Origin of the sequence: Saccharopolyspora phatthalungensis, assembly GCF_014203395.1 — a bacterium.
Lineage (GTDB): Bacteria > Actinomycetota > Actinomycetes > Mycobacteriales > Pseudonocardiaceae > Saccharopolyspora > Saccharopolyspora phatthalungensis.
Genome location: NZ_JACHIW010000001.1, coordinates 2,470,632 through 2,496,267, shown reverse-complemented (window position 1 = coordinate 2,496,267; position 25,636 = coordinate 2,470,632). Strand labels below are relative to the sequence as shown.

The window sequence follows — 25,636 nt, the reverse complement described above, 5'->3', positions numbered from 1 at the left end:
TCTTGATCACCAGGCGGGGTAACGCCGGGTCCACCCCGGATCGGTCGGCGGCCCGGGGCTGAACTCGACCAGCGCATCCTTGGCCAGCGCCGCGACGAGTTCGCGCAACTCCAGGGTCGCCAGCCAGTCCGGTGGAATGGCCCGCGTCCCGTAGATCGCCCCCGCAATGTTGCCGCACACGATCCCGGTCGAATCCGAGTCCCCCGAGTGGTTGACCGACAAAAGCAACGCATCCCGGAGGTTGTCGGTGGCCAACACGGCATAGAGCCCGATCGCGAGCGCCTCCTCGCCGACCCAGCCCTGACCGAGGGCGTCCTTGAGCTCCTCGGGAGTGACGGGACCCTTCTTGGCGAGCTCAACCGCGGCGTCGATGATCTGCAGCTGCTCCTCGTGCCCACGCCACCGCAGCAGCAAATCCCGCGCCATCCGAACGCTTTCCGGCAGCGGCACGGCCCGGATCAACTGGTGCACGATCACCGCCAACACCCCGGCGGACAGAAAGCCACTGGGGTGGCTGTGGGTCAGCGCGGCGGTCCCGACGGCGGCGTAGAACACCTCGGCAGGATCGTTGGACCACACCGCCACCGGCGCGGCCCGCATGACTCCGCCGCTCCCCTTGGAATCGTTGATCCTGAACTGGGGGCTGGCATGCCGGTGCGTCTGCGCGAAATTCGCCAGCGCGGACATGCACGTGCTACCCGGAGCCCGAGCGCTGAAAAGTTCCCGATGAGTGATCAGCCACCCGTCGGGCTGCCGCAAATGCCTCGTGTAAGGACCACCGGCCCGCTCCCAGGGCTGGTTCTGGGTGTGGAACCACCGCTGGTAAGCGTGCTGCACCTCGGGCACGGGATCGTTGTCGGACGGATTGATCCGCCGGGCAACGTGCGCCCGGATGAGCCCTTCGAGGGTGAACAGCATCATCTGCGTGTCATCGGAAATCTGCGCAACGCCGTCGCGCAGCACCGGAGCGGTAAGCCCGGCATCCCCGTAATGCTGCCGAATCAGCCCAATGTCATGGAACTCGATGGCATAACCGAGCGCATCCCCCACCGCCCCCGCGAGCATCGACCCCATGAACCGCTCATGGGCGTCCGGCGGGGCCTCCGCCGATTGGGCCTGGGCAGCTGGTTGCGGCTGCTGGGTGTCCGCGCCCGGCTGTTCTGCCTGCCGAGCCGCGGATTCCTGAGCCAGCTGTGGGAGCAGCCCTAAAACCGTTCCGAGACCCTGGATCAGGAGCCGCAAGCGCAGTCCTTGTCCCGCCTCGGAAGGGTTGAGCTCGATCCAGAGTTCGGGGTCGGTCGCGCCCAAGTCGAACAGCTGCCGTCCGGGAATTTCGCGCACGGCGTCGCTTTCGTCCGGCACCAGCTCTCGCGAGGTGAACGCGAAGATTGCCCGCTTACCGTCGATCTCGACGATTTGCGGCGCGTTCTCCTCGTCCGGGTCGACCACCACCAAGGGGCTCGCTTCGGCGAACGCCTCCGCAAGTCCGCCGAGATCGGTGTAGCCGTGGAGGACACGCCAGAGCACCAGGTCGAGATGGGCGTGGAACCGGCGCTTGGCAAAGGCGGGTTGCGGCAGGAACTGATCGTTGACCCAGGTCTCCCCGGTGAACTCGCCGTTCGTACCGATGCAACGCCCCCCGATCACGTTCTCCGTGGTCACAGGGGCGCCGTCGGGCAGCGTGTGATCGGTGTAGTAGATCCAGGAATCCGGGTGGCTGCGCGCGTAGTCCCGAGCGCCATCGGTGATCTCCGGAAGCGGCGTTTCGGTCAATCGGTACGACGCGTGCATTTTCGCGCCCTCAGAAATATTCTCAGCCATGGCCAGGACTCCGATCGTGGTATGACGATTTCCATTGAAATCGCCATACCCCTCCGCCGTTCAACCGGTCCACCACCATCCACTTTGGACGCGTGCCGTCTTCTCGATCTTGTCCTGCGGCGAGAACCGTATCAACCGCACGCACGAGGCCGGGCCGGATCGGCTGTATTTCCCGTTAACCGACGATCACGATCAGGTCGCCACGCGACGAGAACGGGTCAGCCCAGGGCCATCGCAGGGCCATCTCAGCGCCCCTCCGCCGCAGCCGACGCCAGACACAGTCATGCCCCCGGTACAACACCGGGGGCACCACTGCGCACATGCCTCACCGGTCGAACCGGCCAGCCCTCACCGCTCGGATAAATTTTGAAACGTCGGCCGTGACGACCGGCCCTTCCGGGTCTTTGGAGTCGCGTAGTGCATCGAGCGTGCTAGCCACTTCCACGCAATCAGAACCATTCTGACTGCGACTAGATTTCTTCCATCTACGTGTCACGGTTTTTCTCCAACCTTTCAAAAACTCCGGAAATAAGCTTGATCGAGTCGTGTTCGTTCAATGCCGCTGACTGAAGCTGTTCAATCGCCTCCTGGTAAGCTGAGACATCATCCTCTTCGTGTAGCAAGAGCGTTGATCGTCGGTTCTCAAGTTGGACGATCGGGGTAGCGTTGTCCGAGTCAATCAAGGTAAACGCGCCCTCTAGCGCAGGGTGCCAGCCACTTTTGTATGGGATGACTCGCAGGGAAACGTTTGGTCGCCCGTTCATTTCGCCCAGGTGCCGAAGTTGCTGAGCCATGACTTTTCTGCTGCCTACAACCTGATGTAGCACCGCCTCGCCGATAAGGCCGACGAACCGAACAGGTTGGGCGCGCGTTATCGCGTCGCGCCGTCCCACGCGAATCGCGATCCGTGTGGGTATCTCACTTGGCGGTACGCCACCAGCGCTCATGATTGCTTGGATGTAGCCGCGGTCTTGTAGTAGCCCCGGAACCAGGAGGGGGGCGACAGCTGTTATCAACGTTGCGGTTTGCTCAAACTCGATCAGCGCACTTAGTTGCTGTTCACGTTCCGGTAGAGTCGTTGCAACCCAAGGCGGGTTCTTTGAATCGTATGCGAGTGCCACAATCTCTTGGAAACGTTCACCATTCACACCTAGCGCCGTCAGAATCTGCGCAACTCGCTCAGGCGTCAGTGGACGCTCCGCATTTTCCCATCGGGATATCTCGCCGGAATGACGACCAATCATGCTTGCCAATTCACGCAAGGTAATGCCACATTCCTTGCGGACTTTGCGCAAGGCTATACCCAACGCACGTCCCTTTGGCGTCGTAGCCACGTGTTCGCTCCTGTTGTCCGCCGCTACAGCAACCGCCCTGGCTCAGAGGTTCACCCGCTGCGCTCACGGTAACACGATTGCCACAGTTGCTTTGTTGCCATCATGATCCGTTACATCCAAATCGATGGTAAGCTACCAAAACCGCGGTAGAATGTTGCAAACGGAGGAATCGTGGCTGATCGGGCCATAGTTCCAGTACCGCCGAACGCCCCTCGACACCGCCACTGCGGGCATGCGGCGATTCGAAACCTTTTCAAATCCGGACCTTGCAGCCGCGTGGGCGAAGGCCCCAAACCCCGCCCTTAGCGTCCTGGCCCGATCTTGGAGAACGTTCATGCCGCACCGTGTGTTCGTTTACGGCTACGCCGTCCTTTTCGCCTGTGACGCCGCAAAATGCTTATTCACGAACGCAGACCAGGCCGTGGTGGCTCAGCATGAACACGACGCTCACGGCCCTGGCTGGATGGCCGCGACGACGGCCGCCGTTAATCCGACGATCGAGGGGCGTTTGATGCCGACGAAAATTCCGCACGAGACACTGATGTTCGTATACCGGTGCACGCACGATGAGTGCGAATTCTCCGATCGATACTGCGATGTCGTAGCGGATCACGAACGCGACGCGCATGCCCGGCAGTCCCCCAGCCTTCCGAACCACACGAGGGCGCGCCGTGAGTTCCGCACCAAATGAGAACACGATCGGCGATTCGCTGTTTTAACGAGGCTACCCGGAAAACAGACACCGAAATCCCATGAAATCACGGGCCAAGACGCCACCACCCCACGGCACTCTCCGCAGATACCAGCACCACGAGTGCAGGTGTTCGCCCTGCAAAGCCGAGCACACCCGATACCGCAAGAACAGGCGACTCCGAAACGCCCGGCGCGCCGTCCCGGCAGGCAGACACGGCACCCTCTATGCATACGACGAGTTCGGCTGCCGGTGCGAGGCGTGCCGCCACGCCAAAAGGGACTACCGAAAGGCATGGGCGTCCCGCCCCGTACGCGAGCACGGCACCAGGGCGTCCTACTCCCGGGGATGCCGGTGCACCCCATGCAGGAAGGCCGCCAGCGACTACCAACGACAGCGCCGAATACGGCTCAAAGCGACACGACAGACCGCCCAACCGTAGCTCTTTTGTCTCGCCCGGGCCCCTTGTTGCTCGGGGCGCCGATCACCTCGGGCACGCAACGCATCGCATTGTCCCGGTCGCGCTGGGGTCCCGGGCGGGTCCTCGACTACCCGGCCCGTTCCCACTGAGCCATCAGTTCAGGGTGCCCCCCTTGACCCGATCGGGCTCGCTGCCAGTAGTCAGCGCCGGGGAAAGTCGGCGCGGGACGTGACGCCAAGGCGGTTCCAGGTGTTGATCACCGTCGCTGCCCACACGACGACGCTGAGCTGCTCTTCCGAGAACGCCTCGGCGGCTTCCTCCCAAACATCGTCGGGGACCCCGCCGGGCAGGTTCGTGATCGCCTCGGTCAACGCCAAGGCGGCCCGCTCCTGCTCGGAGTAGAGGTCTGTTTCCCGCCACGCGGCCAGCAGGTCGAGCCGCTGCTCCCCCATGCCAAGCTTGCGCGCGTCCCTGGTGTGCATGTCCAGGCAGAACGCGCAGCCGTTGAGCTGGGACGCCCGAATCTTGATCAACTCCAGAAGGTCCGGGGCCAGGCCCGCCCGGTCGGACTCCTCGGCGACCGCCTGCGAGAACGCAAACATGGCGCGACTGGCGGCCGGACTGGTCTTGTGCAGGTTGATACGCATTCCACTCACCTCCCCAAGCTAGGACCGACCGGCCCACCGAAGTGGTCCAGTTCCACCCCACTCGGATGGTCCAGTGGAATCTCGGTTCGCCCGGGGCCGGCGGCGACATCGCCGGCGACCAAAGGCCGGGGGCGCGAATGCGACACTTCGGTAGGGTCGATTGCTGTGACAGTTGGATGGTCCACTTCGCTGGATCTGCACCTGGATTGGGTGGGCCGACCCGACAGCCGCAAGCTGGCCGAGGCGCTGCGCACCGCGATCCGCGACGGCCGCCTCCCGGCAGGCAGCCGCATCCCCTCCACCCGTGCGCTGGCGCACGACCTTGGCGTCGCCCGCGGCACTGTCACCCGCGCCTACAACCAGTTGGTCACCGAGGGCTTCCTGCTGTCCCGCCAGGGTGCGCCCACCACCGTCGCCGAACGGCTGGCGAGCCCCGACCCGGTCGCCGCCCCGACCCGCCTGGAAACCCCCGCATCCCGCTGGGACTTCCGCCCCGGCCGACCGAACCTCAGCTCCTTCCCGCGCCGGGACTGGATGGCCGCTAGCCGCCGCGCCCTGCAAACGACCCCGGCGGGCGATCTCGACTACGGCGATCCGCAGGGGCATCCGGCACTGCGCGAGGCCCTCGCCGACTACCTCGCCCGAGTCCGCGCGGTGGCCACCACGCCGGACCGGATTATCATCTGCAACGGCTACTCCCAGGCGTTGTCGCTGCTCAGCAATGCCCTGCACGACCAGGGGCTGGACTCGATCGACTTCGAGGACCCGTCCCTGCCGAGCCTGCGCGCGATCCCGGCCAGCCTTGGCATGGCGGTGCGCGGCGTGCCCGTCGACCGCGACGGCATCGACGTCGCGCAGCAGCACAGCCAAGCCGTGGTGGTCACCCCGGCGCACCAGTTCCCGCTCGGCATCACCATGAGCTCGACGCGCCGGATGGAACTCGTCCAGCTGGCCAAGGCCGAAGACCGGCTGATCATCGAGGACGACTACGACGGCGAGTTCCGCTTCGACCGCCAGCCCATCGGCTCGCTGCAAGGCATGGCACCGAACCACATCGCCTACGCCGGCACGGCCAGCAAGACCCTCGCCCCCGCCCTGCGGCTCGCGTGGCTCGCATTGCCCCCGCAGCTGGTCGCGCCGGTCCGCACGCTCAAAGAACACAGCGGACTGCACGCCCCGCTGTTCGAACAGCTGGCCATGGCGGAGCTGATCCGGTCGGGAGCCTACGATCAGCATGTCCGCCGATCGCGCGCCGTGTACCGGAGGCGACGGGAGCAACTCCGCGATGCGCTGAGCGGCATGCGCGCGAACCACCGGCCCTACCCGGCCGGGATTTCGGCGGGCCTGCACATCACCCTGCAGCTCGACCCGGAGGGACCGACGGAGCGAGAAGTCCTGACACGGGCGCGGAAGCACTCGGTGGAACTTGAGGTGCTCGGGCCGTACTGGGTTGCTCCCGGAGAGCACCCGCCCGGCGTGGTCATCGGCTACGCCGCACCCGCGGAGCACGCCTTCCGCCCCGCGCTACAAGCATTGGTCACCGTCCTGCAGCGGTGACCCGAGCGGGCGCCACCGCCGCGGCGCCCGACATGTCCGCACCACCAACCGGGGGAACACCTGTTCTAATATTCTGGTTCCCCTGCCGCGACGAACAGGAGTACAGCGTTGACCGAAGAGCAGACGAGCACCGAGCAGACCGCGTCGGCCCAAGCCGAACCGACGCAGCCCGAACCGACGCAGCCCGAGTCACCCCAGGCCGAGTCGGCGCAGCCCGAATCCGCCGCGTCCGCTGAGACCGCCGAGCCGGCGGCGAAGAAGCCACGGGCCCGCAAGCAGAGCACGGCCAAGAAGATCCGGACGGTCGAGCTCACGCTGACGGTCACCGGCAGCGCCGACGGCGAGTGGCAGGCCGACCTGATGCATTCGGGCAAGCGCGTCGTGCAGGGCCTGCCGGTCGCTGCGGCCGCGGTGTCCAAGGCCGCCGCCGAGCTGCACCAGGACATCTCCGACACGATCGAAAGCGTGTTGCACGAAGCGCGTCAGCAGCACGAGGCGAAGCTCGCCGAGCTGGAAGCCGAGGTCGAGCGGGTCCGCAAGGCCCTCGCCGAACTCGAGTCCTGAGACTTCTTCCCACCGCTCGCACACCCTCGGGCGTCGCCTCGAAAATGGGGCGACGCCCGGCCTTTCCGCCCCTGGCTGTGCGACGCGAACCCGGAAATCAGCGGTGCGGCATGCCGTGTCGGCCCCTCGACGACACGGCACGCCACACGGCCTGGCCCCGGTCGTTGCGACCCCGACCGAGCTACCAAACAGTAACCACGCAGTGGGAGACTCCCAGATGCGGTGGGAGTCTCGCAACACCCGTACCGGCCAGTCGATCAAGTCCTATGCTACGCCGCATGACTGGCTCCCCCCGAGCACGAGCGCTCGCCCGAGAGCTGCGCGCGGCCCGGAAGTCGACCGGCATGTCGATGCGTCGGCTCGGCGAACGACTGGGCTGGTCGGAGTCCAAGGTCAGCCGGATCGAACTCGCCCAGCATCAACTGAGCGAGACGGATTTGTCCAGTGTTCTGGTGATCCTCGGGGTGACCGGCGCCGAACGCGAGAAGCTGCTCCGGCTCGCCCGCGACCTCGACCAGCCCGCCTGGTGGGAACTGGGCCTGGACCTATCGCCGCAGCTGACCGCGTTGCTGGACGCCGAGCAGCGCGCCACCCGAATCACCCAGTTCTCCTTGGTCGTGCTGCCCGGCCTGCTGCAAACCCGCGGCTATACCCGGGCACTGTTCAGCGCGTACGGCGTCCCGCCGGAGCAGATGGACCGCTACATCGAGTTGAGCCAACTCCGGCAGGGCATCCTGCACAAGGAAGAACCGGTCAGCTACGACCTCTACGTCGACGAAAGCGCTTTGTGGCGGCCCATCGGCGGGCCGCGGGTGATGATCGAGCAACTCAAGCACCTGCTCCGGGCGGCCGAGGCGGCGGACATCCGGATTCGAGCGATTCCGAACGCGATCGGCGCTTACGCCGGCCTGCTCGGCGCGTTCATGCTGGTCGACTTCGTATACGACCGCCCGACCGTGCACCTGGAGCAACGGTGCGCGATCGGTATCCTGGATGCCCCGGACGACGTCGCGGTGTTCGTCGAGACGACCGAGCACCTCCGGGAACTCGCGCTGGGCGAGTCGGATTCCCGGCGGCTCATCAAGAACTACGTGCGTCAGTACGAACAACGGCAGCCGCCGGAATAGGGACACAGTCACGTATCACCCGATCGGTCCTGACTCGACGGCGGCGAGCTGCGACCGCGAACGCGCGCCGACCTCCAGAAATTTTTCGCTACTCGCCCCATCGCGGCAGCTGATCAGCAATCATCGTCGGTCAGAACCAATCAGCACTGCGCCGAGGAGGCGAGTCATGCCAGCGGATCTGGATGATCTGCAACGCAAGCTAGAAGCGCTCAAGGAAGCCGGCCGCCGGGCCGAAGAACAGATGGGCGACTTCAGCCGAATGCGGGAGCAGATCAGCGAGCTACAGGCTTCCGCCACCTCCGCCGATCGCTCGGTCACCGTCACCGCCGGCCCCGGTGGCGTCACCGGAATCCAGTTCACCCAGGACGCGCTGCGGCAATCGCCCGCCCAGCTGTCCGGCACCGTCATGAGCACCCTGCAACAGGCGGTCGCCGAAGCCGCCCGCAAGCAGGCCGAGATCGTGCAGGAATACGTGCCGGACAGCGATGTTCGCGAACGCGTGCTGCGCACTCAGGACGAGCTGTTCGCCGCCCCGGTCGAGCAGCCGCGGAATGCGCCGGACGACGACGAATTTCCGGATTCCTTCCTCGACGGCGGGCGGTGACGATGCCCGGCTACAGAGCTTCCGCCGACGCGATCATGCGCTGCGGCACCAACGTCGACCGGATGAACGCCGACGCGAAGTCCATCAAGGACAAGGCCGCCGGGGCGGAGGTCCCGGAGATCTCCTGGGGCCTGCTCGGCCTGGCCACCACCTACAGCTCGTACCGCGATCTGCTGGAGAAGTTCAAGCAGCACCTCGACGAGATGGCCGAAGGGCTGACCAAGGCGGGCGAGGATCTGACCGCGTGCGGCAAGGAGTACCAGGACGCCGACCAGTCGATCGCCGACATGTTCAGCAAGCTTTTCGGCGACCTGACCAAGGGCGCCGGCAGTGGGGGCGGAGGCGGTTCCTGGTGACCAGCAATGCGGAAGCGATCAGCGAGAACAGCGCGCTCAACCCGGCCGCGTCGCCGGTCGACGGCTCGGCGTTCGGCAAGTTGCCGTTCGTCAAGGACATCATCAGCGCCAACGACCACGCCGGGAAGGGCGACGTCGAAGCGCTCAAGGGCGACATCGAGAGCTACCTGTCCAGCGCGACCAGTTTCGCGCTGGACCCGATGGGTTTTCTCATCGGCACCGGGGTCGAGTTCGTGATCAACTTCGTGGCGCCGGTGCGTGACGCGATCCAGCTCGTCACCGGCGACAGCGAAGCACTAGCCAAGGGCGCGGAAGCCTTCGCCGGCGTGCAGGGCGAAATCGACAAGCTGGCGCAGAACCTGACGAACACGCTCGACACCGAGCTCGCCAACTGGGACGGCGAGGCCGCCGACGCGCTGCGCAAGAAGATGGCCAAATTCATCGAGGGCGTGCAGTCAACCGGCGGCCAGGCCAACAACCTCTCCCAACTGCTGCAGATGAGCGGCACCATGATGCAAGCGGCCGAGGGGGTCATCAAGGGCATCCTCGCCGACTTCCTGACCTGGGCCATCACCACCTGGATCACGGCAACGGCGTCGGCGGGCCCGACCTTCGGCGGCTCGATCGCCGCGGCGACCGCGGTGACCACGGCCGAAGCGGGCATCACCTGCGCCCGGGCCGCCCAGCAGATCCAGAAGATCACCAAGATCATCGGTCACATCATGGACGTGATCACGGCCATCAAGGCGATCCTGGACGCCATCCGCATCTACGAAAGCGTCCAGCAGATCACCGACGGAAAACCCGGCGGTGACGGCGGGAAAGGCGCCGCCGACATCGGCAGCAAGGCCCTCGGCGACACGAAAAAACAGCTCAAGGACGGCAAGGGCATCGCCGATCAGGTCGCGAAGGGCAACACCGCAAAGGCCGAGCAGGACGGGTACACCGTCGACGGCGACGGCGACGTCGCATCGGTCAGCGACGACGGAACACGCACCAAGCTCGACGCGAACGGCAACCCCGTCCGCGACGCCGACGGCAACCCCGTCACGTCCCGCGAATCCACCCCGAGCTACGGCGCAAAGGACGTCGCCAAGTCCGGCTTCAACCAGGTGGCCGGCGGCCTCGGCACTGCAGCCGACGCCCTGGAGAAGCAGGCGAAGGAAGGCGGCTTCACCGAAGTCCCGCCGGACCAGACGATCAGCGGTGACCTCAACTGGTGAACCAACCGAGCAAATGATGGGTGAGGGGCATCCTTGACCCGCCAAGGATGCCTCTCACCTCGAAGGATTCAGCTGAACGGGAGCTGAAGTTGGGGCAACGGCGTGTGCTGCTGGTCGGCTTGTGCGGCCGCGGGGTCCTGGAAGGCGGCAGGCGGAATCCAGCTCGTCAGAAAATGCGCCCAGCCGAGCAGATCATCAACCGCTTTGGGATTGAAAAGCCTTTCCCCGGTCCAGCAGATGACCTTGCGCCCGGAGAAGCGAAAGTATGGCCGTGCCTGCACATCCAGGCCCGCATAAGTGCCGAACGAGGCGTACAACCAGTTCAGTCGTTCCGGTGTCGCCACGGCCTGCACGTACTGCGGGCTGGCACCGGAGAGGTGGTACGTGAACGCTTCGAGCGACCGCGACGGATCACCGATCTGCACCGTCGCGACCGGGCTGGTTTGGAACGGCCTTCGGGAGCGGTTGAACCTGAACAGGTTCAGCACGTCGTCCAGTTTGTCCCGTTGCTGCTCGACCAAGAGCTCCGGGACAGGAGCCGGCAACTCCAGCACCGCGACACTGGTCATCGATGTACCGGTATGAGTAGTGGAAGTCGATACCTGCCGGTCGGCACCCGGCGAATAGTAAGAACCGCTCGGCGCCGAGTGCTGGTAGGAATTCGCAAGCTGCATGACCAGTGCCGGCATGCCTTCATGAAGACCGGCCAGTAGCAAGGAAATCGCTTTGCGCCGGTACTCGTGGAAGGGCGGCCCGGGTAGCTGTTCCAGCACGTCCGTCGGCACGTCCCGTGCGATCCGCCAACCCTGCTGCGCCGCCCACTGCTGAAACGGGTCCCCCGGCATTGGCTGCGACCCGGGAACGTTCATGATCCACCTCCCGTCACCGTCGCACACGCTAACGGCTCACGGCCGCCCGGCCAACCTTCGCCGCAAGCAACTGTTCGGACGCGGCGGCCACCTCAGTGACCACGGCCGAAGCAAGTGCCGTGTCCAGGAACGTTGGCCGGGTAATCGAGGGGCCCGCGCAGCGAGATTGGCGATTTTCCCCGAAGCGACCCGCACCGTGCGGTCGGGTGCGCCCCCGAGGTGATCTATACCCCAACCAAGGTTCCCGGAGTAGGCACTGCCCATGCGCCGCCCCGTCTCGATGGGTTCAGCTGAACGGGAGCTGAAGTTGGGGCAACGGCGTGTGCTGCTGGTCGGCTTGTGCGGCCGCGGGGTCCTGGTATGCGGCGGGCGGGATCCAGCGCACGATCTCCTGCGCCACGCCAAAGAGGTTGTCTAGCACGGCGGGCTCCTTGAAATTGCGGCCGCACCAGACGATGACCTTGCGGCCGGAGAGCCGGAAGCAGACCTTGCCCAAGGTCGTGTTGGACGCCGGGCCTCGCCCCTGGTTGTAAAGCCATTGCGTGCGTTCGATCGTCACCATCGAGCGCACGAACCCCGCCGAGGCACCGGAAGCGTGGTAGACGTTCAACGCGGCGGGCCCGACATCGACCGCTCCGCCCTGGATGAGGTCCTTGGAACGGTTGAAGCTGAAAATGTCCAGGATGTCGTCGAGCTTCTCCCGCTTCTCGTCCAGCACCAGCTCCGGAACCGGTGACGACAACTCCAGGACCACCACGCCGCAGGTCGACACCCGCTTGGTCGTCTTCGACGTGCTCACATACATGTCCGTGCTCGCCGAGTAGTACGAGCCGCCCGAACTGGATTGCTTCGAGGTGTAGTCGATGTGCATCGCCAACGCGGGCATCCCCTGGTACGGCCCGGCCAGCACGACCGGCACGGACTTGCGCCGGTACTTGTGAAAAGGCGCGCCCGGCAACTGGTTCAGCACACCATCGGGCACGTTCCAGGCAATACGCCACCCGAGCCGCGACGCCCACTCCACGATCGGAACACCCGGCTGCTGCCCAGGGTGGTTCATGATCCACCTCCCGTCACCGTCGCACACGCTAACGGCTCACGGCCGCCCGGCCAACTAGGGAGTGTTTGTAGCGGTGCCGGTAACGGAACCTCAGACGCCGCGGGGGCTCCGGGACCCCCGACTTATGTTCGGCCGGCGCACACGAATCGCCACGGCAGCGTGAGAACTCCACGCCCGCCCGGTGCATCGCACGCAGTTGAAGACGGACAAGGGCCCCTGTCCGGAGGAGTCGGACAGGGGCCCTTTGGTCAACTAGCCACTTCAGCGGTAGTCGCGGCCGAAGTCGTAGTCGTCCAGCGGAACCGCCGCACCGGTGCCGGTGCCGAACACATCCGGGGTGTAGTAGCTGTCGTCGTAGGACGGGATCGCGTACGCCGCGGCCCGTGCCTCCTCCGTCGGCTGCACCTGGATGTTGCGGTACCGGTTGATGCCCGTACCGGCCGGGATCAACTTACCGATGATCACGTTCTCCTTCAGCCCGACCAGCTTGTCACTCGCGCCCTCGATCGCGGCGTTGGTGAGGATGCGGGTCGTCTCCTGGAAGGAGGCCGCCGACAGCCACGACTCGGTGGCCAGCGACGCCTTCGTGATACCCATCAGGACCGGACGGCCGGACGCCGGGTCGCCGCCCTCGGCGACGACGCGACGGTTCTCCGCCTCGAACTGCGAGCGCTCGACCGGCGAACCGGGCAGGAACTCGGTGGCACCCGAGTCGATGATGATGACCCGGCGCAGCATCTGGCGGACGATCACCTCGACGTGCTTGTCGTGGATGCCCACACCCTGCGAGCGGTACACCTCCTGCACCTCGCGCACCAGGTGCAGCTGGGCCTCGCGCGGGCCCATCACGCGCAGCACCTCGTGCGGGTCGACCGCACCTTCCAGCAGCTGCTGGCCGACCTCGACGTGGTCGCCGTCCTGCAACTGCCGCTCGGTGCCGTCCACCGAGATCGCCGCGAGCCGCTGCCGCTTGGACAGCTTGTCGTAGACGATCTCCTCGCCGCCGTCGTCCGGAATGATGGTGATCTTCCAGTAGCGGTCGTTGTCCTCTAGCCGGATCCGGCCCGAGGTGTCGGCGATCGGCGCCTTGCCCTTCGGGACCCGGGCCTCGAACAGCTCCTGGACACGCGGCAGACCGGTGGTGATGTCGTCACCGGCGACACCGCCCTGGTGGAAGGTACGCATCGTCAGCTGCGTACCCGGCTCACCGATCGACTGGGCGGCGACGATGCCGACGGCCTCGCCGACGTCCACCAGCTTGCCGGTGGCCATCGAACGGCCGTAGCAGACCGCACAGACACCGACGCCCGACTCGCAGGTCAGGACGCTGCGGACCTTGACCTTGGTGACATTGGCGGCGAGCAACTTCTCGATCGCCGGGTCGCCCAGGTCGGAACCGCGGGCCAGCACGATGTTGCCGTCGGAGTCCGTGACGTCCTCGGCCGTCGTGCGGGCGTAGACGCTGGTCTCCACGTGCGCGTCGCGCAGCAGCTTGCCGTCCGCCAGCAGCTCCGCGATCGGCATTTTGATGCCGCGCTCGGTGCCGCAGTCCGGCTCGCGGACGATGACGTCCTGCGAGACGTCCACCAGACGACGGGTCAGGTAACCCGAGTCGGCGGTCCGCAGCGCGGTGTCGGCCAGACCCTTGCGGGCACCGTGGTTGGAGATGAAGTACTCCAGCACCGACAGGCCCTCGCGGAAGTTCGCCTTGATCGGGCGCGGGATGTACTCGCCCTTCGGGTTCGACACCAGACCACGCATACCGGCCAGCTGGACGACCTGGGTCATGTTACCGGCGGCCCCGGACTTCACGATCATGCTGATCGAGTTGTCCTCCGGGAAGTTCGCCTCCATGGCCTCGGCGACCTCGTCCTTGGCTGCCGTCCAGACCTTGACCAGCTCGGCGTTGCGCTCCTGGTAGGACAGCGCACCGCGGCGGTACCGCTTCTCGACCTGGTCGGCCTTGGCCTCGTAGGAGTCCAGGATCTCGGTCTTGGCAGGCGGCACGACCACGTCGCTGATCGACACGGTCACACCGGAGCGGGTGGCCCAGTGGAAACCGGCGTCCTTGAGCTTGTCCAGGGTCTGCGCCACGGTGACCATCGGGTACCGCTCGGCCAGGTCGTTGACGATCGCGGCCTGCTTCTTCTTCGGCAGCAGGTCGTCGACGAAGGCGTAGTCCTCGGGCAGCAGCTCGTTGAACCACACCCGGCCGAGGGTGGTCTCGGCCAACCACGGCTGACCGGGCTCCCAGCCCTCCGGCATCTGGTCCTTGTTCGGCACCACGTCGCGGAGCCGGATCTTGATCTTGGCCTGCAGGTCCAGTGCGCCGCGGTCGAAGGCCATGATGGCCTCGCCGACCGAGGAGAACGCCAGGCCCTCGCCCTTGGCACCGTCCACCAGACGAGTCAGGTGGTACAGGCCGGTGACCATGTCCAGACGCGGCATCGCCAGCGGCCGACCGGAGGCCGGCGACAGGATGTTGTTGCTGGACAGCATCAGGATCCGCGCCTCGGCCTGGGCCTCGGCCGACAGCGGCAGGTGCACCGCCATCTGGTCACCGTCGAAGTCCGCGTTGAACGCTTCGCAGACCAGCGGGTGCAGCTGGATGGCCTTGCCTTCCACCAGCTGCGGCTCGAAGGCCTGGATGCCGAGGCGGTGCAGCGTGGGCGCCCGGTTGAGCAGCACCGGGTGCTCGGCGATGACCTCTTCCAGCACGTCCCACACCTGCGGGCGCTGGCGCTCCACCATCCGCTTCGCGGACTTGATGTTCTGCGCGTGGTTGAGGTCGACCAGCCGCTTCATGACGAACGGCTTGAACAGCTCGACCGCCATTTCCTTCGGCAGACCGCACTGGTGCAGCTTCAGCTGCGGGCCGACCACGATGACCGAACGGCCGGAGTAGTCGACGCGCTTACCGAGCAGGTTCTGGCGGAACCGGCCCTGCTTGCCCTTGAGCAGGTCGGACAGCGACTTCAGCGGCCGGTTGCCCGGGCCGGTGACCGGACGCCCGCGACGGCCGTTGTCGAACAGCGCGTCCACGGACTCCTGCAGCATCCGCTTCTCGTTGTTGACGATGATCTCGGGGGCCCCGAGGTCGATCAGTCGCTTGAGGCGGTTGTTGCGGTTGATCACCCGGCGGTACAGGTCGTTGAGGTCGGAGGTGGCGAACCGGCCACCGTCCAGCTGCACCATCGGACGCAGGTCCGGCGGGATGACCGGCACGCAGTTGAGCACCATGCCGCTCGGGTCGTTGCCAGTGGCCTGGAAGGCCGCCACGACCTTGAGCCGCTTGAGGGCGCGCAGCTTCTTCTGGCCCTTGCCGCTGCGGATGGTCTCGCGCAGCAACTCGGCCTCGGCGCCGATGTCGAAGGTCGACAGCAGCGACTGGATGGCCTCCGCGCCCATGCCGCCGGTGAAGTACTCGCCGTACCGGTCGTAGAGCTCGCGGTACAGGATCTCGTCGGCGATCAGCTGGCGGGGCTCCAGCTTGGTGAAGGTCTCCCAGATCTCGTCGAGCTTGTCGAGCTCGCGCTGCGCCCGGTCGCGCAGCTGCTTCATCTCGCGCTCGGCGCCTTCCTTGACCTTGCGGCGCTGGTCGCTCTTGGCGCCCTCGGCCTCCAGCGCGGCCAGGTCGGCCTCAAGCTTCTGGGCCCGGGCCTCCAGGTCGGCGTCGCGTTGATCGGCGACCCGCTTGCGCTCGACGCTGATCTCGCTCTCCAGCGTCGACAGGTCGTTGTGCCGCATCTCGGTGTTCACCGAGGTGATCACGTAGGCGGCGAAGTAGATGATCTTCTCGAGGTCCTTGGGGGCCAGGTCGAGCAGGTAGCCCAGCCGGGACGGGACGCCCTTGAAGTACCAGATGTGCGTCACCGCGGCGGCCAGCTCGATGTGGCCCATCCGCTCGCGACGAACCTTGGCGCGAGTGACCTCGACGCCGCAGCGCTCGCAGATGATGCCCTTGAAGCGCACCCGCTTGTACTTACCGCAGTAGCACTCCCAGTCCCGGGTCGGGCCGAAGATCTTCTCGCAGAAGAGCCCGTCCTTCTCCGGCTTCAGGGTGCGGTAGTTGATGGTCTCGGGCTTCTTGACCTCGCCGTACGACCACTGGCGGATGTCGTCGGCCGTGGCGAGGCCGATGCGGAGTTCATCGAAGAAGTTGACGTCAAGCACGTCGGGTCTTCTCCCTTGGTCGGAAGGTGCTGCCCTGGGGCGTGCCCCAAAGAATCAGCTCGTGCCAGGTTGGGTCGGTCGCCGGTCCGCGAGATCACTCCCGCGGACCGGCGGCGAGGGTCAGTGCGCGATGTCGTCGACCGACGGCGACTCGTTGCGGGACAGGTTGATGCCGAGGTTGGCCGCGGCGCGCTCCAGGTCCTCGTCCTCGCTGTCGCGCATCTCGATGGCCGCACCGTCGCTGGAGAGCACCTCGACGTTCAGGCACAGCGACTGGAGTTCCTTCAGCAGCACCTTGAACGACTCCGGGATACCCGGCTCGGGAATGTTCTCTCCCTTGACGATCGCTTCGTAGACCTTGACGCGGCCGACCACGTCGTCGGACTTGATCGTCAACAGTTCCTGCAGCGTGTACGCGGCGCCGTAGGCCTGCATGGCCCAGCACTCCATCTCACCGAAGCGCTGACCACCGAACTGCGCCTTACCACCCAGCGGCTGCTGGGTGATCATCGAGTACGGACCGGTGGACCGGGCGTGGATCTTGTCGTCCACCAGGTGCGACAGCTTGAGGATGTACATGTACCCGACGGCGATCGGGTACGGGTACGGCTCCCCGCTGCGGCCGTCGAACAGCTGGGCCTTGCCGTCGCCGCCCACCATCCGCTCGCCATCGCGGTTCGGCTTGGTGGAGGCGAGCAGCCCGGTGATCTCCTCCTCGCGCGCACCGTCGAAGACCGGGCTGGCGGTGTTGGTGCCCGGATCCACGTCGTAGAGGTCGTCGGGCAGGCGCTTGGCCCACTCGGCGTCTCCGTCGATGGACCAGCCCTGCGAGGCGATCCAGCCGAGGTGCGTCTCCAGCACCTGGCCGATGTTCATCCGTCGCGGCACACCGTGCGTGTTCAGGATGATGTCGACCGGGGTGCCGTCCGGCAGGAACGGCATGTCCTCGGCGGGCAGGATCTTGCCGATGACGCCCTTGTTGCCGTGGCGGCCGGCGAGCTTGTCGCCGTCCTGGATCTTGCGCTTCTGCGCGACGTAGACCCGCACCAGCTGGTTGACGCCCGGCGGCAGCTCGTCGTCGTCCTCGCGGTTGAACACGCGGACGCCGATGACCTTGCCGGTCTCGCCGTGCGGCACCTTCAGCGAGGTGTCGCGGACCTCGCGGGCCTTCTCGCCGAAGATCGCGCGCAGCAGCCGCTCCTCCGGGGTCAGCTCGGTCTCGCCCTTCGGGGTGACCTTGCCGACCAGGATGTCGCCGCCCTGTACCTCGGCGCCGATGCGGATGATGCCGCGCTCGTCGAGGTCGGCCAGCACGTCATCGGAGACGTTCGGGATGTCCCGGGTGATCTCCTCGGCACCGAGCTTGGTGTCGCGGGCGTCGACCTCGTGCTCCTCGATGTGGATCGAGGTGAGCACGTCGTCCTGCACCAGGCGCTGGGACAGGATGATCGCGTCCTCGTAGTTGTGCCCTTCCCACGGCATGATCGCGACGAGCAGGTTCTTGCCCAGCGCCATCTCGCCGTTCTCGGTGCACGGGCCGTCCGCGATGACCTGCCCGGCCTCGACCCGGTCGCCCTCGTTGATGATGGGCTTCTGGTTGATGCAGGTGCCGTGGTTGGACCGGGAGAACTTCTGCATCCGGTACGAGCGGCGGGTGCCGTCGTCGGCCATCACCGTGACGTAGTCGGCGCACAGCTCCTCGACCACGCCGGCCTTCTCGGCGGTGATCACGTCACCGGCGTCGACCGCGGCGCGCAGCTCCATGCCGGTGCCGACCAGCGGCGATTCGCTGCGCAGCAGCGGCACGGCCTGACGCTGCATGTTCGCACCCATCAGGGCGCGGTTGGCGTCGTCGTGCTCCAGGAACGGGATCATCGCGGTCGCGGCGGAGACCATCTGCCGCGGCGAGACGTCCATGTAGTCGATCTCGGTCGGCGCCAGCAGCTCGACCTCGCCGCCCTTGCGTCGGCCCAGCACCCGCTCGTCGACGAAGTTGCCATCGTCGTCGATCGGCGCGTTGGCCTGCGCCTTGACGTAGCGGTCCTCTTCGTCGGCGGTCAGGTAGTCGATCTGGTCGGTGACCCGGCCGTCGACGACCTTGCGGTACGGCGTCTCGATGAAGCCGAACGGGTTGACCCGCGCGAAGGTGGCCAGCGAGCCGATCAGACCGATGTTCGGGCCTTCCGGCGTCTCGATCGGGCACATCCGGCCGTAGTGCGAGGGGTGCACGTCACGGACTTCCATGCCCGCTCGCTCACGGGACAGACCGCCCGGGCCGAGCGCGGAGAGCCGGCGCTTGTGCGTCAGGCCCGCGATCGGGTTGGTCTGGTCCATGAACTGGGACAGCTGCGAGGTGCCGAAGAACTCCCGGATCGCCGCCGTGATGGGGCGGATGTTGATCAGGGTCTGCGGAGTGATCGCCTCGACGTCCTGGGTGGTCATCCGCTCCCGGACGACCCGCTCCATGCGGGACAGGCCGACCCGGACCTGGTTCTGGATCAGCTCGCCAACGGTGCGCAGCCGCCGGTTGCCGAAGTGGTCGATGTCGTCGACCTCGACCGGCACCGTCTCGCCCGGGGCGGCACCGCGCGCGGGCATCTCGGTCTCGGCCGCGTGCAGCCGGACCAGGTACTCGATCGTGGTGACGATGTCTTCCTCGGTCAGCACGCCGGTCTCGTAGGGCATGCCCAGGCCCAGCTTCTTGTTGACCTTGTAGCGGCCGACGCGGGCGAGGTCGTAGCGCTTCTCCTTGAAGAACAGGTTCTCCAGGAGCGTCTGCGCGCTCTCCTTCGTCGGCGGCTCGCCCGGACGCAGCTTGCGGTAGATGTCCAGCAGCGCCTCGTCCGTACCGGCGGTGTGATCCTTCTCCAGGGTCGCCATCAGCGTCTCGGAGAAGCCGAACCGCTCGCGGATCGCCTCGGCCGTCCAGCCCAGCGCCTTCAGCAGCACGGTGACCGGCTGGCGGCGCTTGCGGTCGATGCGGACGCCGACGGTGTCGCGCTTGTCGACGTCGAACTCCAGCCACGCGCCGCGGCTGGGGATGATCTTGACGCTGAAGACGTCCTTGTCCGTGGTCTTGTCGACCGACTGGTCGAAATAGACACCGGGGGAACGGACGAGCTGGGAGACCACGACCCGCTCGGTGCCGTTGATGATGAAGGTCCCCTTGTTGCTCATCATCGGGAAATCACCCATGAACACCGTCTGGCTCTTGATCTCGCCGGTGGTGTGGTTGGTGAATTCCGCGGTCACGAACAACGGGGCCGCATACGTCATGTCCTTGTCCTTGCACTCCTCGACGGAGGCCTTGACCTCGTCGAAGCGTGGATCGGAGAAAGACAGCGACATCGATCCGGAGAAGTCCTCGATCGGGGAGATCTCGCCAAGGACCTCCTCAAGACCGCCAACCGGATTCTCCTCGCCGGCGTCGACCCGGCGCTGGAACCAGGCCTCGTTACCGACAAGCCATTCGAAGGACTGGATCTGCAGGTCTAGCAGGTTCGGCACGTTCAACGGCTCGCGGATGTTCGCGAACGAGACCCGCTTGGGTGCCCCAGGGATCCCCGACGTGTAGTTGGAAGCTGCAGAGACCTTGGTCGCGCGGGAGACTGCCAAGATGCGTCCTTCCGGGACTCTGAACTGGCTACAGCCGCGTCGGCGAAAGGTGGCCGGGGAAAGTGGCGACGGGCCCACATCCGCTGGCACAGTCCGCTAACACAACTGTCAAGGGTGCAATGGCGCCCACGATCCGACGGCCCGGTGCTGTGTCGACACGCCGTGTCGACCCCTGAGGCAGACGGAAAGAAGGCAGCGCAAAGTAGCAGTCTAGCCGGAACGACGCCAGCTGTCGAGGGGGCCCACCGATGGCGACCCAGCCCCGTGTTGAGGACCAGAGTGAACCCGCGCGCGCTCGCAGTCAAGAGATCACGCTTCGATCACCCTCGTGGCGCAAAACACGATCACCGGAAGTCACCACCGGCAACCCCTTTTTCCCTGGTCAGGAGCATACCTGCGGGTAACCCGCCGAGCCTCGGCGCGCCATCGGCGACACCCCGCCGAACGGCTCTTGACACGCCTGCCAGAACCGCCCCGGAACGTGACGAGAACCTCAACGTCCGGGATCGCCCGCCCTATTCCCGGGCGCGGCCGAACGGAGTCATTCCCGAAGCCGACGCTCCAAATTCACTCCGGGTGCCCATATCGCCACTACCCGTCATTGCCGGCCGCGGAATTCGATCTTCGCGATTTGGATCTTGCTCGGGTGCTTCCCCATTCTCCCGCCGACGCGGGGCGTGACCACGTGCTGAGCGCGAGTGGCAATGGTCGCGGAGGGGCCGTCAGCACTCCCGGGACGAGTATTTTCTCGTCGGCGGAGATCTGACGAATCGGACCGTTGGCCACAACTGCCCACCGGCCCGATCTCAGGTAGTGCACGCGGGCTACTCGGCGGCCGGTTACGCCGGTAGCGTGATACGCCCCACCGCGTTGCGACGCAGGTGCCCCGGGCGAGCAGGCCACAGGAGAACGTTCGATGACAGACGATGCAAGCCGCGCGAACGAGCGGTTCCGCGGGCTGCAGCGTTGGACGGGAGGCCAGGACCGCGGCGGTTCCAGCTCCAGCTGGTTCGCCGCCGAGCCGGCGGACGCCGCGCCCCCGCACCGGCAATCCCCGCAGGAAACGCAGGAGCCCGAACCCCGGCGCAGCGCGGAGCAGCGCTACGCCGACGCGATCGCGGCGATGAACAAGATCGTCACCACCTTCGATTTCGCCGAACTGCCCTGGGTTACCGAAGTGTTCCGGGCCACCGCCGGGGTGCTGCATGACGGCGACCCGGCGCGCGCGGGGGTGCTGAACAACCTCGGCAGCGCCGCGCAGCTCACCCACCTGCGCAGCGGCGAGCTGGCCGACCTGGAAGACGCGATCTCCTACTACCGGTCCGCGACGTCCGCGGCCGACGACAGCGACCGCGATCGAATGCTCTACCGGTGCAACCTCGTGCTGGCGCTCACCGACTTCGCGAGCAAGACCAACAGCGCCGCAGCCGCGGCGGAGAGCGTGCGGATCGCGCGGGAGACCGTCGAGCAGACCCCGCGGCGCGACCAGCGCCGGGCGATGGCGTTGCTCCGGCTGGCAAACGCGCTGAAACTGCACGCCAAGCTGGCCGATGCGCCCGAGTCCGACGACGAGTCGGTCACCGTGTTCCGGGAAGCCGCCCGGATCTCCCCGGCGAACGACCCGGCGACCTCCGAGCTGCTGATCAACCTCGGCGCCGCACTGCTGCGCCGGTACGAGCGGGGCGGCCCGTCCGAGGACCTGGACGAGGGCATCAAGCACCTCGGGTCCGGCGCCGGGGCCCTCGCCGACGGCGAGCCCCGGCGCGCCGCGCTGTGCCACCTGGCCAGCGCGCTGCGGCGGCGCTTCCAGCACAACGGTGATCTGACCGACCTCAACTCGGCCATCAGCGAGCTGATCGGGGTTCTCGGGGTGCTCAGCAGCGGACACCCGCTGCTCGGCACGGCGGTCTGGAACCTGGCGGCGGCCACCGTCGAGCACGTGGACGCGACCGGCGAGGCGAGCCAGCTGCGCCGCGTCTTGCGGCCGATCGCCCCGGCGGCGCGCGCGATGTCCGCTGACGATCCAAGCCGCGCTGTCGCCCTCACCGCCTACGCGACCCTGCTGCGCAGGCATTTCCTGCACGGTGCGGAGGCCAAGGCGCTCGATACCGCCGTCGCCGCCGGGCGGGCCGCGGTGGAGTCGGCCACGGCGAAGCAGCGCGGCGCGGTGTTGAACTCGCTGATCAACACGTTGATCGGCCGTTTCGAGCACGGCGGTGACAGTGCCGACCTAGACCGCGCTGCCGAGCTCGCGCGCGAGGCGGCGAAGGACGATGCCGCGGCGCAGCCCGCCGCCTGGACCCAGCTGGGGATCGTGTCGGCACACCGATTCCAATTCACCGCCAAGATGCGGGACGTCGAAGCCGCGATCGAGCTGTTCGATCAGGCGCTCATCGCGATGCCCACGAATGCGCCCAGCCGCGCGGGCGTGGCGATCCACCTCGGTCGGGCCCTGCAAACGATGCACCAGCGCAGCGGACGTCGCCGTTACTACCGGTGGGCTCGCAAGGTCCTCATGGACGCCGCCGAGCAGCCCAACGCCCCTGTTGACCAGCGCCTTCGAGCCGCCAGCCTGTCCGGCCGGATCGCCGCGCAGACGCATCGGTGGTCCGAGGCGCTGGAATCGTTCGAGCTCGCGGTAGAACTGCTGCCGCTGGTGACGCGCGGCAAGCGAGTCGTCGCCTCGCCGGCCGCGCAGCAGCGGTGGGCGATGATCGTGGCCGACGCCGCGGCGTGCGCGCTGGAAAGCGGCGATCCGGAACGGGCCGTGACGCTGGCGGAGTACGGGCGGTCGGCGATCCTGGCGGACTTCCTGCCCACCGGCGGGGAGTTCGGCGAACTCCACCGCACCCACCCGGACCTCGCGGACGAAATGGTCCGGCTGCGGCGGCTGCTGGACCGCCCGGTCGACGAATCGGCGCTGGCCGAGTCCGACGACCGGGTCCGGCTGGCAGGCGCCTGGAATGAGCTGCTCGCGGAGATTCGCGCGGTGCAACCCGGCCACCTGTTGCGCACGCCGTTTCCGGAACTGTCCACCGCCGCGCCGGACGGTTCGGCAGTGCTGGTCAACCTCAGCCGCTACCGGTCGGATGCGCTGATCGTCATCGCGAATCGGGTGCTGACCGTGCCGCTGCCGAAAGCGGACCCGGACACCGTGGCCGAGCGGGCCGCCGAACTGCTGGCCGCCGCGCAGCAGGACGACCACGCCACGGTGGCCAACGTCCTCGACTGGACCTGGCACCGCATCGCGCGGCCGGTCCTGGACCGGATGGGCTACCTGACCACGCCCGAACCCGGTGCCCGGTGGCCGCGGATGTGGTGGAGCGCCCTCGGCCCGATGGCGTTTCTGCCGGTGCACTCGGCGACCGCGAAGACCGGGGAGTCCACGTTGGACCGGGTCGTGTCGTCGTACACCCCGACGCTGGGGTGCCTGCTCCGGGCGGCGAAGCGACCGCTGCCGGAGAAGGGCTCGGCGCTGGTGGCGGCCGGTTCCGCTGCGCTCGTCGGGCGGGAATTGCCGCCACAGAACCAGGTCCTGGCGCAGTACTGGCCGTCCGCGGAGATCGTGTCGGTGGAGAGCACCAGCGCGACGGAGATGCTGCGGATCCTGCCGAAGCACCCGTGGCTGCATGTCTGCGAGCCGAGCTCGCAGTTCCCGGCGCAGCCGGCGGCGGGTCTGCTCTTGGACCGCGAGTCCCCGCACCGGCCGCTGGGGCTGGTGGAGCTCGGGCAGGTGTCGTTAGAGGAAGCGGAGTTCGGCTACCTCGGCCAGTGCGCGACGGCCGCCGACCCGCCGTGCGCAGCGGCGGTATCGCTTCCCGGCGCGCTGGGCTTCGCCGGGTTCACGCACGTCATCGGCACCCTGTGGGAGGTCGACGAGGACAGCGCGGTGCAGGTGCACGCCGACGTCTACGGCGCGGTGTTCGGCGGCGCGGAGTACGACACGGACCGCGCGCCCTACGCCCTGCACAACGCGGCCCGCGAACTCCGCGCCCGCTATCCGGAAGAGCACTGCCTCTGGTCCGCCCACGTCCACATCGGACCCTGACCGCCGGTCCCGGTCACCGGTGGTTGCCAAGAGATCGCAGACTGCCCCTGACAACCAAGCGTCAACGCAGGGTGATCTGGGTGATCTTCCACCGGTCGCCCTGCTTTTCGGCGCTCACCGAGATCTGGGCCGGGCCGGTGTTGCTCTCGCCCGTGTTGGCGCGCATCGAGTGCTGGTCGACGAACAGCAGGAGCTCCGCGCGATCGTCCTGCAACCGGGTCACGGCGCTGCTCTTCACCGTCGTAGTGACGATCAGTTGCTGTTGCGGGGCCTGTTGTTTGACGAGCGCGAACAGATCGTTGTAGCGCTGCACGGCCGGACCGACGAGCAGGTCCCGTGCGGCCGTCTCGGTCTTTGCCGTGTCGTTGAAGTCGTAGGAGAACACCTTCTCCACGGCATCGGAGATCTGGCCGTTGACCTCGCTGGTCGCCCCGGCCGAAACCAACGTCTCGTTGGCCGCCGACCCGGTGTCGCGCACGGCGTAGGTCTCGATGCCGAACCACAGGGCAAACCCGGCGAGCACGACGGTGGCGACCCACAGCGCCCACCAACGGCGCTTCGCCGACGTCCTGCCGGGCTTCGTCTCCGAAAGCTCCGCAATATGCACGCCCCGAACGGTTTGCGCCCAAGCACGATCCGGCTGTGCGGTTTCCGGCACCGCCGTGGAACTCGGCCGCTCAGGCCCCACCGAGGCGGACTGCTCAGTCTCCGCATCAGACCCCACGGGCTCCGCGCCGACACCGGTCGCTTCGCTGCGCTCCGCGACCGCCTCCGCTGCAAGCGGCTGGTCCACGTCGTCCGGCTTGGTTTCGTCAAGGGCATCAACGGCATCCGCCGTCACGCGCCCGGATTCCTGCGCCTGCGACTTGAATGTTTCGCCGTGATTGGCTGTGCGATTGCGCAGGCCCGCCACCCGGGGGCGGCGGGTCGGGGGTTGGCGGTTCGGGCCGTTGCGGCGGTTGCTTGGCACTGGCTCCACTCCTCGGATTGCTTGCGCGTCCCGCCGATCAGCTGACCGGCACGGTGCCGAGTCCGCTGAGCTTCCACGTCTCGCCCTCGCGAGTGAGATCGGCCTGGTAGCGGTCCTGCTTGTTGGCCGGCTGCTGCCCCTCGATGGTGACCGTCACCTGCACGACAGCGATCATCTGGGCCTTGCCGGCGCGCTCGTCGAGCTCGACGATCCCGGCGTCGAGGATCCGGGCGTCCGTGCTGCTCTTGGCCTGGGCGATCTGGGTCGCGTAGTTCTTCCGACCCTGCCGGACCTCGTCGCGCAGCGGGCCGGTCGAGTTGTCCTCCCAGCGTTGCAGGCCGCGGTCCACGTCCCGGTAGTCCAGCGTGTTGAAGTTGATGACGGCGCTCACCCCGTCGCGCAGCGCCGCGTCGCGCGCCTCGGCCCGACCGACCGAGGAGTCATTGGCGGCCAGCGCCCAGGAGACCCCGAAGAACAGGCAGGCCACCAGGCTCACCGAGAACAGCGCCAAGGCCACTACCGGGCGCCGCCGCCCAGCGTTTTCGGTGGGCATGTC

General features: G+C 67.0%; 18 protein-coding genes. 7 read left to right on the top strand and 11 right to left on the bottom strand.

Annotated features, from left to right (window positions below; translation table 11 throughout):
- Nucleotides 1-6: 6 nt before the first annotated feature.
- The 5 genes from BJ970_RS11275 to BJ970_RS11255 form a co-directional block, all read right to left on the bottom strand.
- Nucleotides 7-1,821, bottom strand: a complete 1,815-nt coding sequence (locus tag BJ970_RS11275; protein ID WP_184726216.1) for an ADP-ribosylglycohydrolase family protein — start codon at nucleotides 1,819-1,821, stop codon at nucleotides 7-9.
- Nucleotides 1,822-2,146: 325 nt separating this feature from the next.
- Nucleotides 2,147-2,317 (bottom strand): DUF397 domain-containing protein, encoded by a 171-nt coding sequence (locus BJ970_RS11270; RefSeq protein ID WP_184726215.1) that lies wholly within the window; start codon nucleotides 2,315-2,317, stop codon nucleotides 2,147-2,149.
- Nucleotides 2,307-3,155, bottom strand: a complete 849-nt coding sequence (locus BJ970_RS11265; RefSeq protein ID WP_184726214.1) for a helix-turn-helix domain-containing protein — start codon at nucleotides 3,153-3,155, stop codon at nucleotides 2,307-2,309. Before BJ970_RS11265 ends, BJ970_RS11270 begins: the two co-directional genes overlap by 11 nt.
- A 397-nt stretch (nucleotides 3,156-3,552) precedes the next feature.
- Nucleotides 3,553-3,783, bottom strand: a complete 231-nt coding sequence (locus BJ970_RS11260; protein ID WP_184726213.1) for a hypothetical protein — start codon at nucleotides 3,781-3,783, stop codon at nucleotides 3,553-3,555.
- Between the two features lie 684 nt (nucleotides 3,784-4,467).
- A complete protein-coding gene (locus BJ970_RS11255; protein ID WP_184726212.1) occupies nucleotides 4,468-4,914 on the bottom strand; it encodes a carboxymuconolactone decarboxylase family protein in 447 nt (148 codons plus the stop codon).
- Nucleotides 4,915-5,079: 165 nt separating this feature from the next.
- On the opposite strand from BJ970_RS11255, the gene pdxR reads away from it, so the two are divergent.
- From pdxR to BJ970_RS11225, 6 genes are all read left to right on the top strand, one after another.
- Entirely contained in the window at nucleotides 5,080-6,471 is a 1,392-nt protein-coding gene (pdxR, locus tag BJ970_RS11250; RefSeq protein ID WP_184726211.1) for a MocR-like pyridoxine biosynthesis transcription factor PdxR, read from the top strand.
- 108 nt (nucleotides 6,472-6,579) lie between these two features.
- Entirely contained in the window at nucleotides 6,580-7,035 is a 456-nt protein-coding gene (locus BJ970_RS11245) for a DUF6319 family protein (RefSeq protein ID WP_184726210.1), read from the top strand.
- Nucleotides 7,036-7,313: 278 nt separating this feature from the next.
- Nucleotides 7,314-8,162: a helix-turn-helix domain-containing protein gene (locus tag BJ970_RS11240; protein WP_184726209.1), complete on the top strand. Its 849-nt coding sequence runs from the start codon at nucleotides 7,314-7,316 to the stop codon at nucleotides 8,160-8,162.
- Nucleotides 8,163-8,328: 166 nt separating this feature from the next.
- Nucleotides 8,329-8,766 carry a YbaB/EbfC family nucleoid-associated protein gene (locus tag BJ970_RS11235; protein WP_184726208.1) on the top strand — a complete coding sequence of 146 codons (438 nt, stop codon included), beginning with the start codon at nucleotides 8,329-8,331 and terminating at the stop codon, nucleotides 8,764-8,766.
- A gap of 2 nt (nucleotides 8,767-8,768) precedes the next feature.
- A complete protein-coding gene (locus tag BJ970_RS11230; protein WP_184726207.1) occupies nucleotides 8,769-9,122 on the top strand; it encodes a WXG100 family type VII secretion target in 354 nt (117 codons plus the stop codon).
- Entirely contained in the window at nucleotides 9,119-10,345 is a 1,227-nt protein-coding gene (locus BJ970_RS11225; protein ID WP_184726206.1) for a WXG100 family type VII secretion target, read from the top strand. The genes BJ970_RS11230 and BJ970_RS11225 overlap by 4 nt, the downstream gene beginning before the upstream one ends.
- Before the next feature lie 68 nt (nucleotides 10,346-10,413).
- Here BJ970_RS11225 and BJ970_RS11220 read toward each other — a convergent pair whose 3' ends face one another.
- The 4 genes from BJ970_RS11220 to rpoB all read right to left on the bottom strand — a co-directional run bounded on the left by BJ970_RS11220 (nucleotide 10,414) and on the right by rpoB (nucleotide 20,062).
- Complete coding sequence (locus BJ970_RS11220; RefSeq protein ID WP_184726205.1) at nucleotides 10,414-11,214, bottom strand: hypothetical protein; 801 nt, start codon at nucleotides 11,212-11,214, stop codon at nucleotides 10,414-10,416.
- A gap of 286 nt (nucleotides 11,215-11,500) precedes the next feature.
- Nucleotides 11,501-12,274, bottom strand: coding sequence for a hypothetical protein (locus tag BJ970_RS11215; RefSeq protein ID WP_184726204.1), 774 nt, complete (start codon nucleotides 12,272-12,274; stop codon nucleotides 11,501-11,503).
- A 261-nt stretch (nucleotides 12,275-12,535) separates the two neighbouring features.
- Nucleotides 12,536-16,447 carry a DNA-directed RNA polymerase subunit beta' gene (locus BJ970_RS11210; protein ID WP_184726203.1) on the bottom strand — a complete coding sequence of 1,304 codons (3,912 nt, stop codon included), beginning with the start codon at nucleotides 16,445-16,447 and terminating at the stop codon, nucleotides 12,536-12,538.
- A 120-nt stretch (nucleotides 16,448-16,567) separates the two neighbouring features.
- The gene (rpoB, locus tag BJ970_RS11205) at nucleotides 16,568-20,062 is read right to left on the bottom strand and encodes a DNA-directed RNA polymerase subunit beta (RefSeq protein WP_184726202.1); all 3,495 of its coding nucleotides are present in this window, start codon (nucleotides 20,060-20,062) and stop codon (nucleotides 16,568-16,570) included.
- Nucleotides 20,063-20,978: 916 nt separating this feature from the next.
- Here rpoB and BJ970_RS11200 point away from each other — a divergent pair.
- Nucleotides 20,979-24,110, top strand: a complete 3,132-nt coding sequence (locus BJ970_RS11200) for a CHAT domain-containing protein (protein WP_184726201.1) — start codon at nucleotides 20,979-20,981, stop codon at nucleotides 24,108-24,110.
- A gap of 61 nt (nucleotides 24,111-24,171) precedes the next feature.
- Here BJ970_RS11200 and BJ970_RS11195 read toward each other — a convergent pair whose 3' ends face one another.
- Both BJ970_RS11195 and BJ970_RS11190 read right to left on the bottom strand, forming a co-directional pair.
- Entirely contained in the window at nucleotides 24,172-25,080 is a 909-nt protein-coding gene (locus tag BJ970_RS11195) for a hypothetical protein (RefSeq protein WP_184726200.1), read from the bottom strand.
- A gap of 37 nt (nucleotides 25,081-25,117) precedes the next feature.
- A complete protein-coding gene (locus tag BJ970_RS11190) occupies nucleotides 25,118-25,633 on the bottom strand; it encodes an Rv1363c family protein (RefSeq protein ID WP_184726199.1) in 516 nt (171 codons plus the stop codon).
- Between the last annotated feature and the right edge of the window lie 3 nt (nucleotides 25,634-25,636).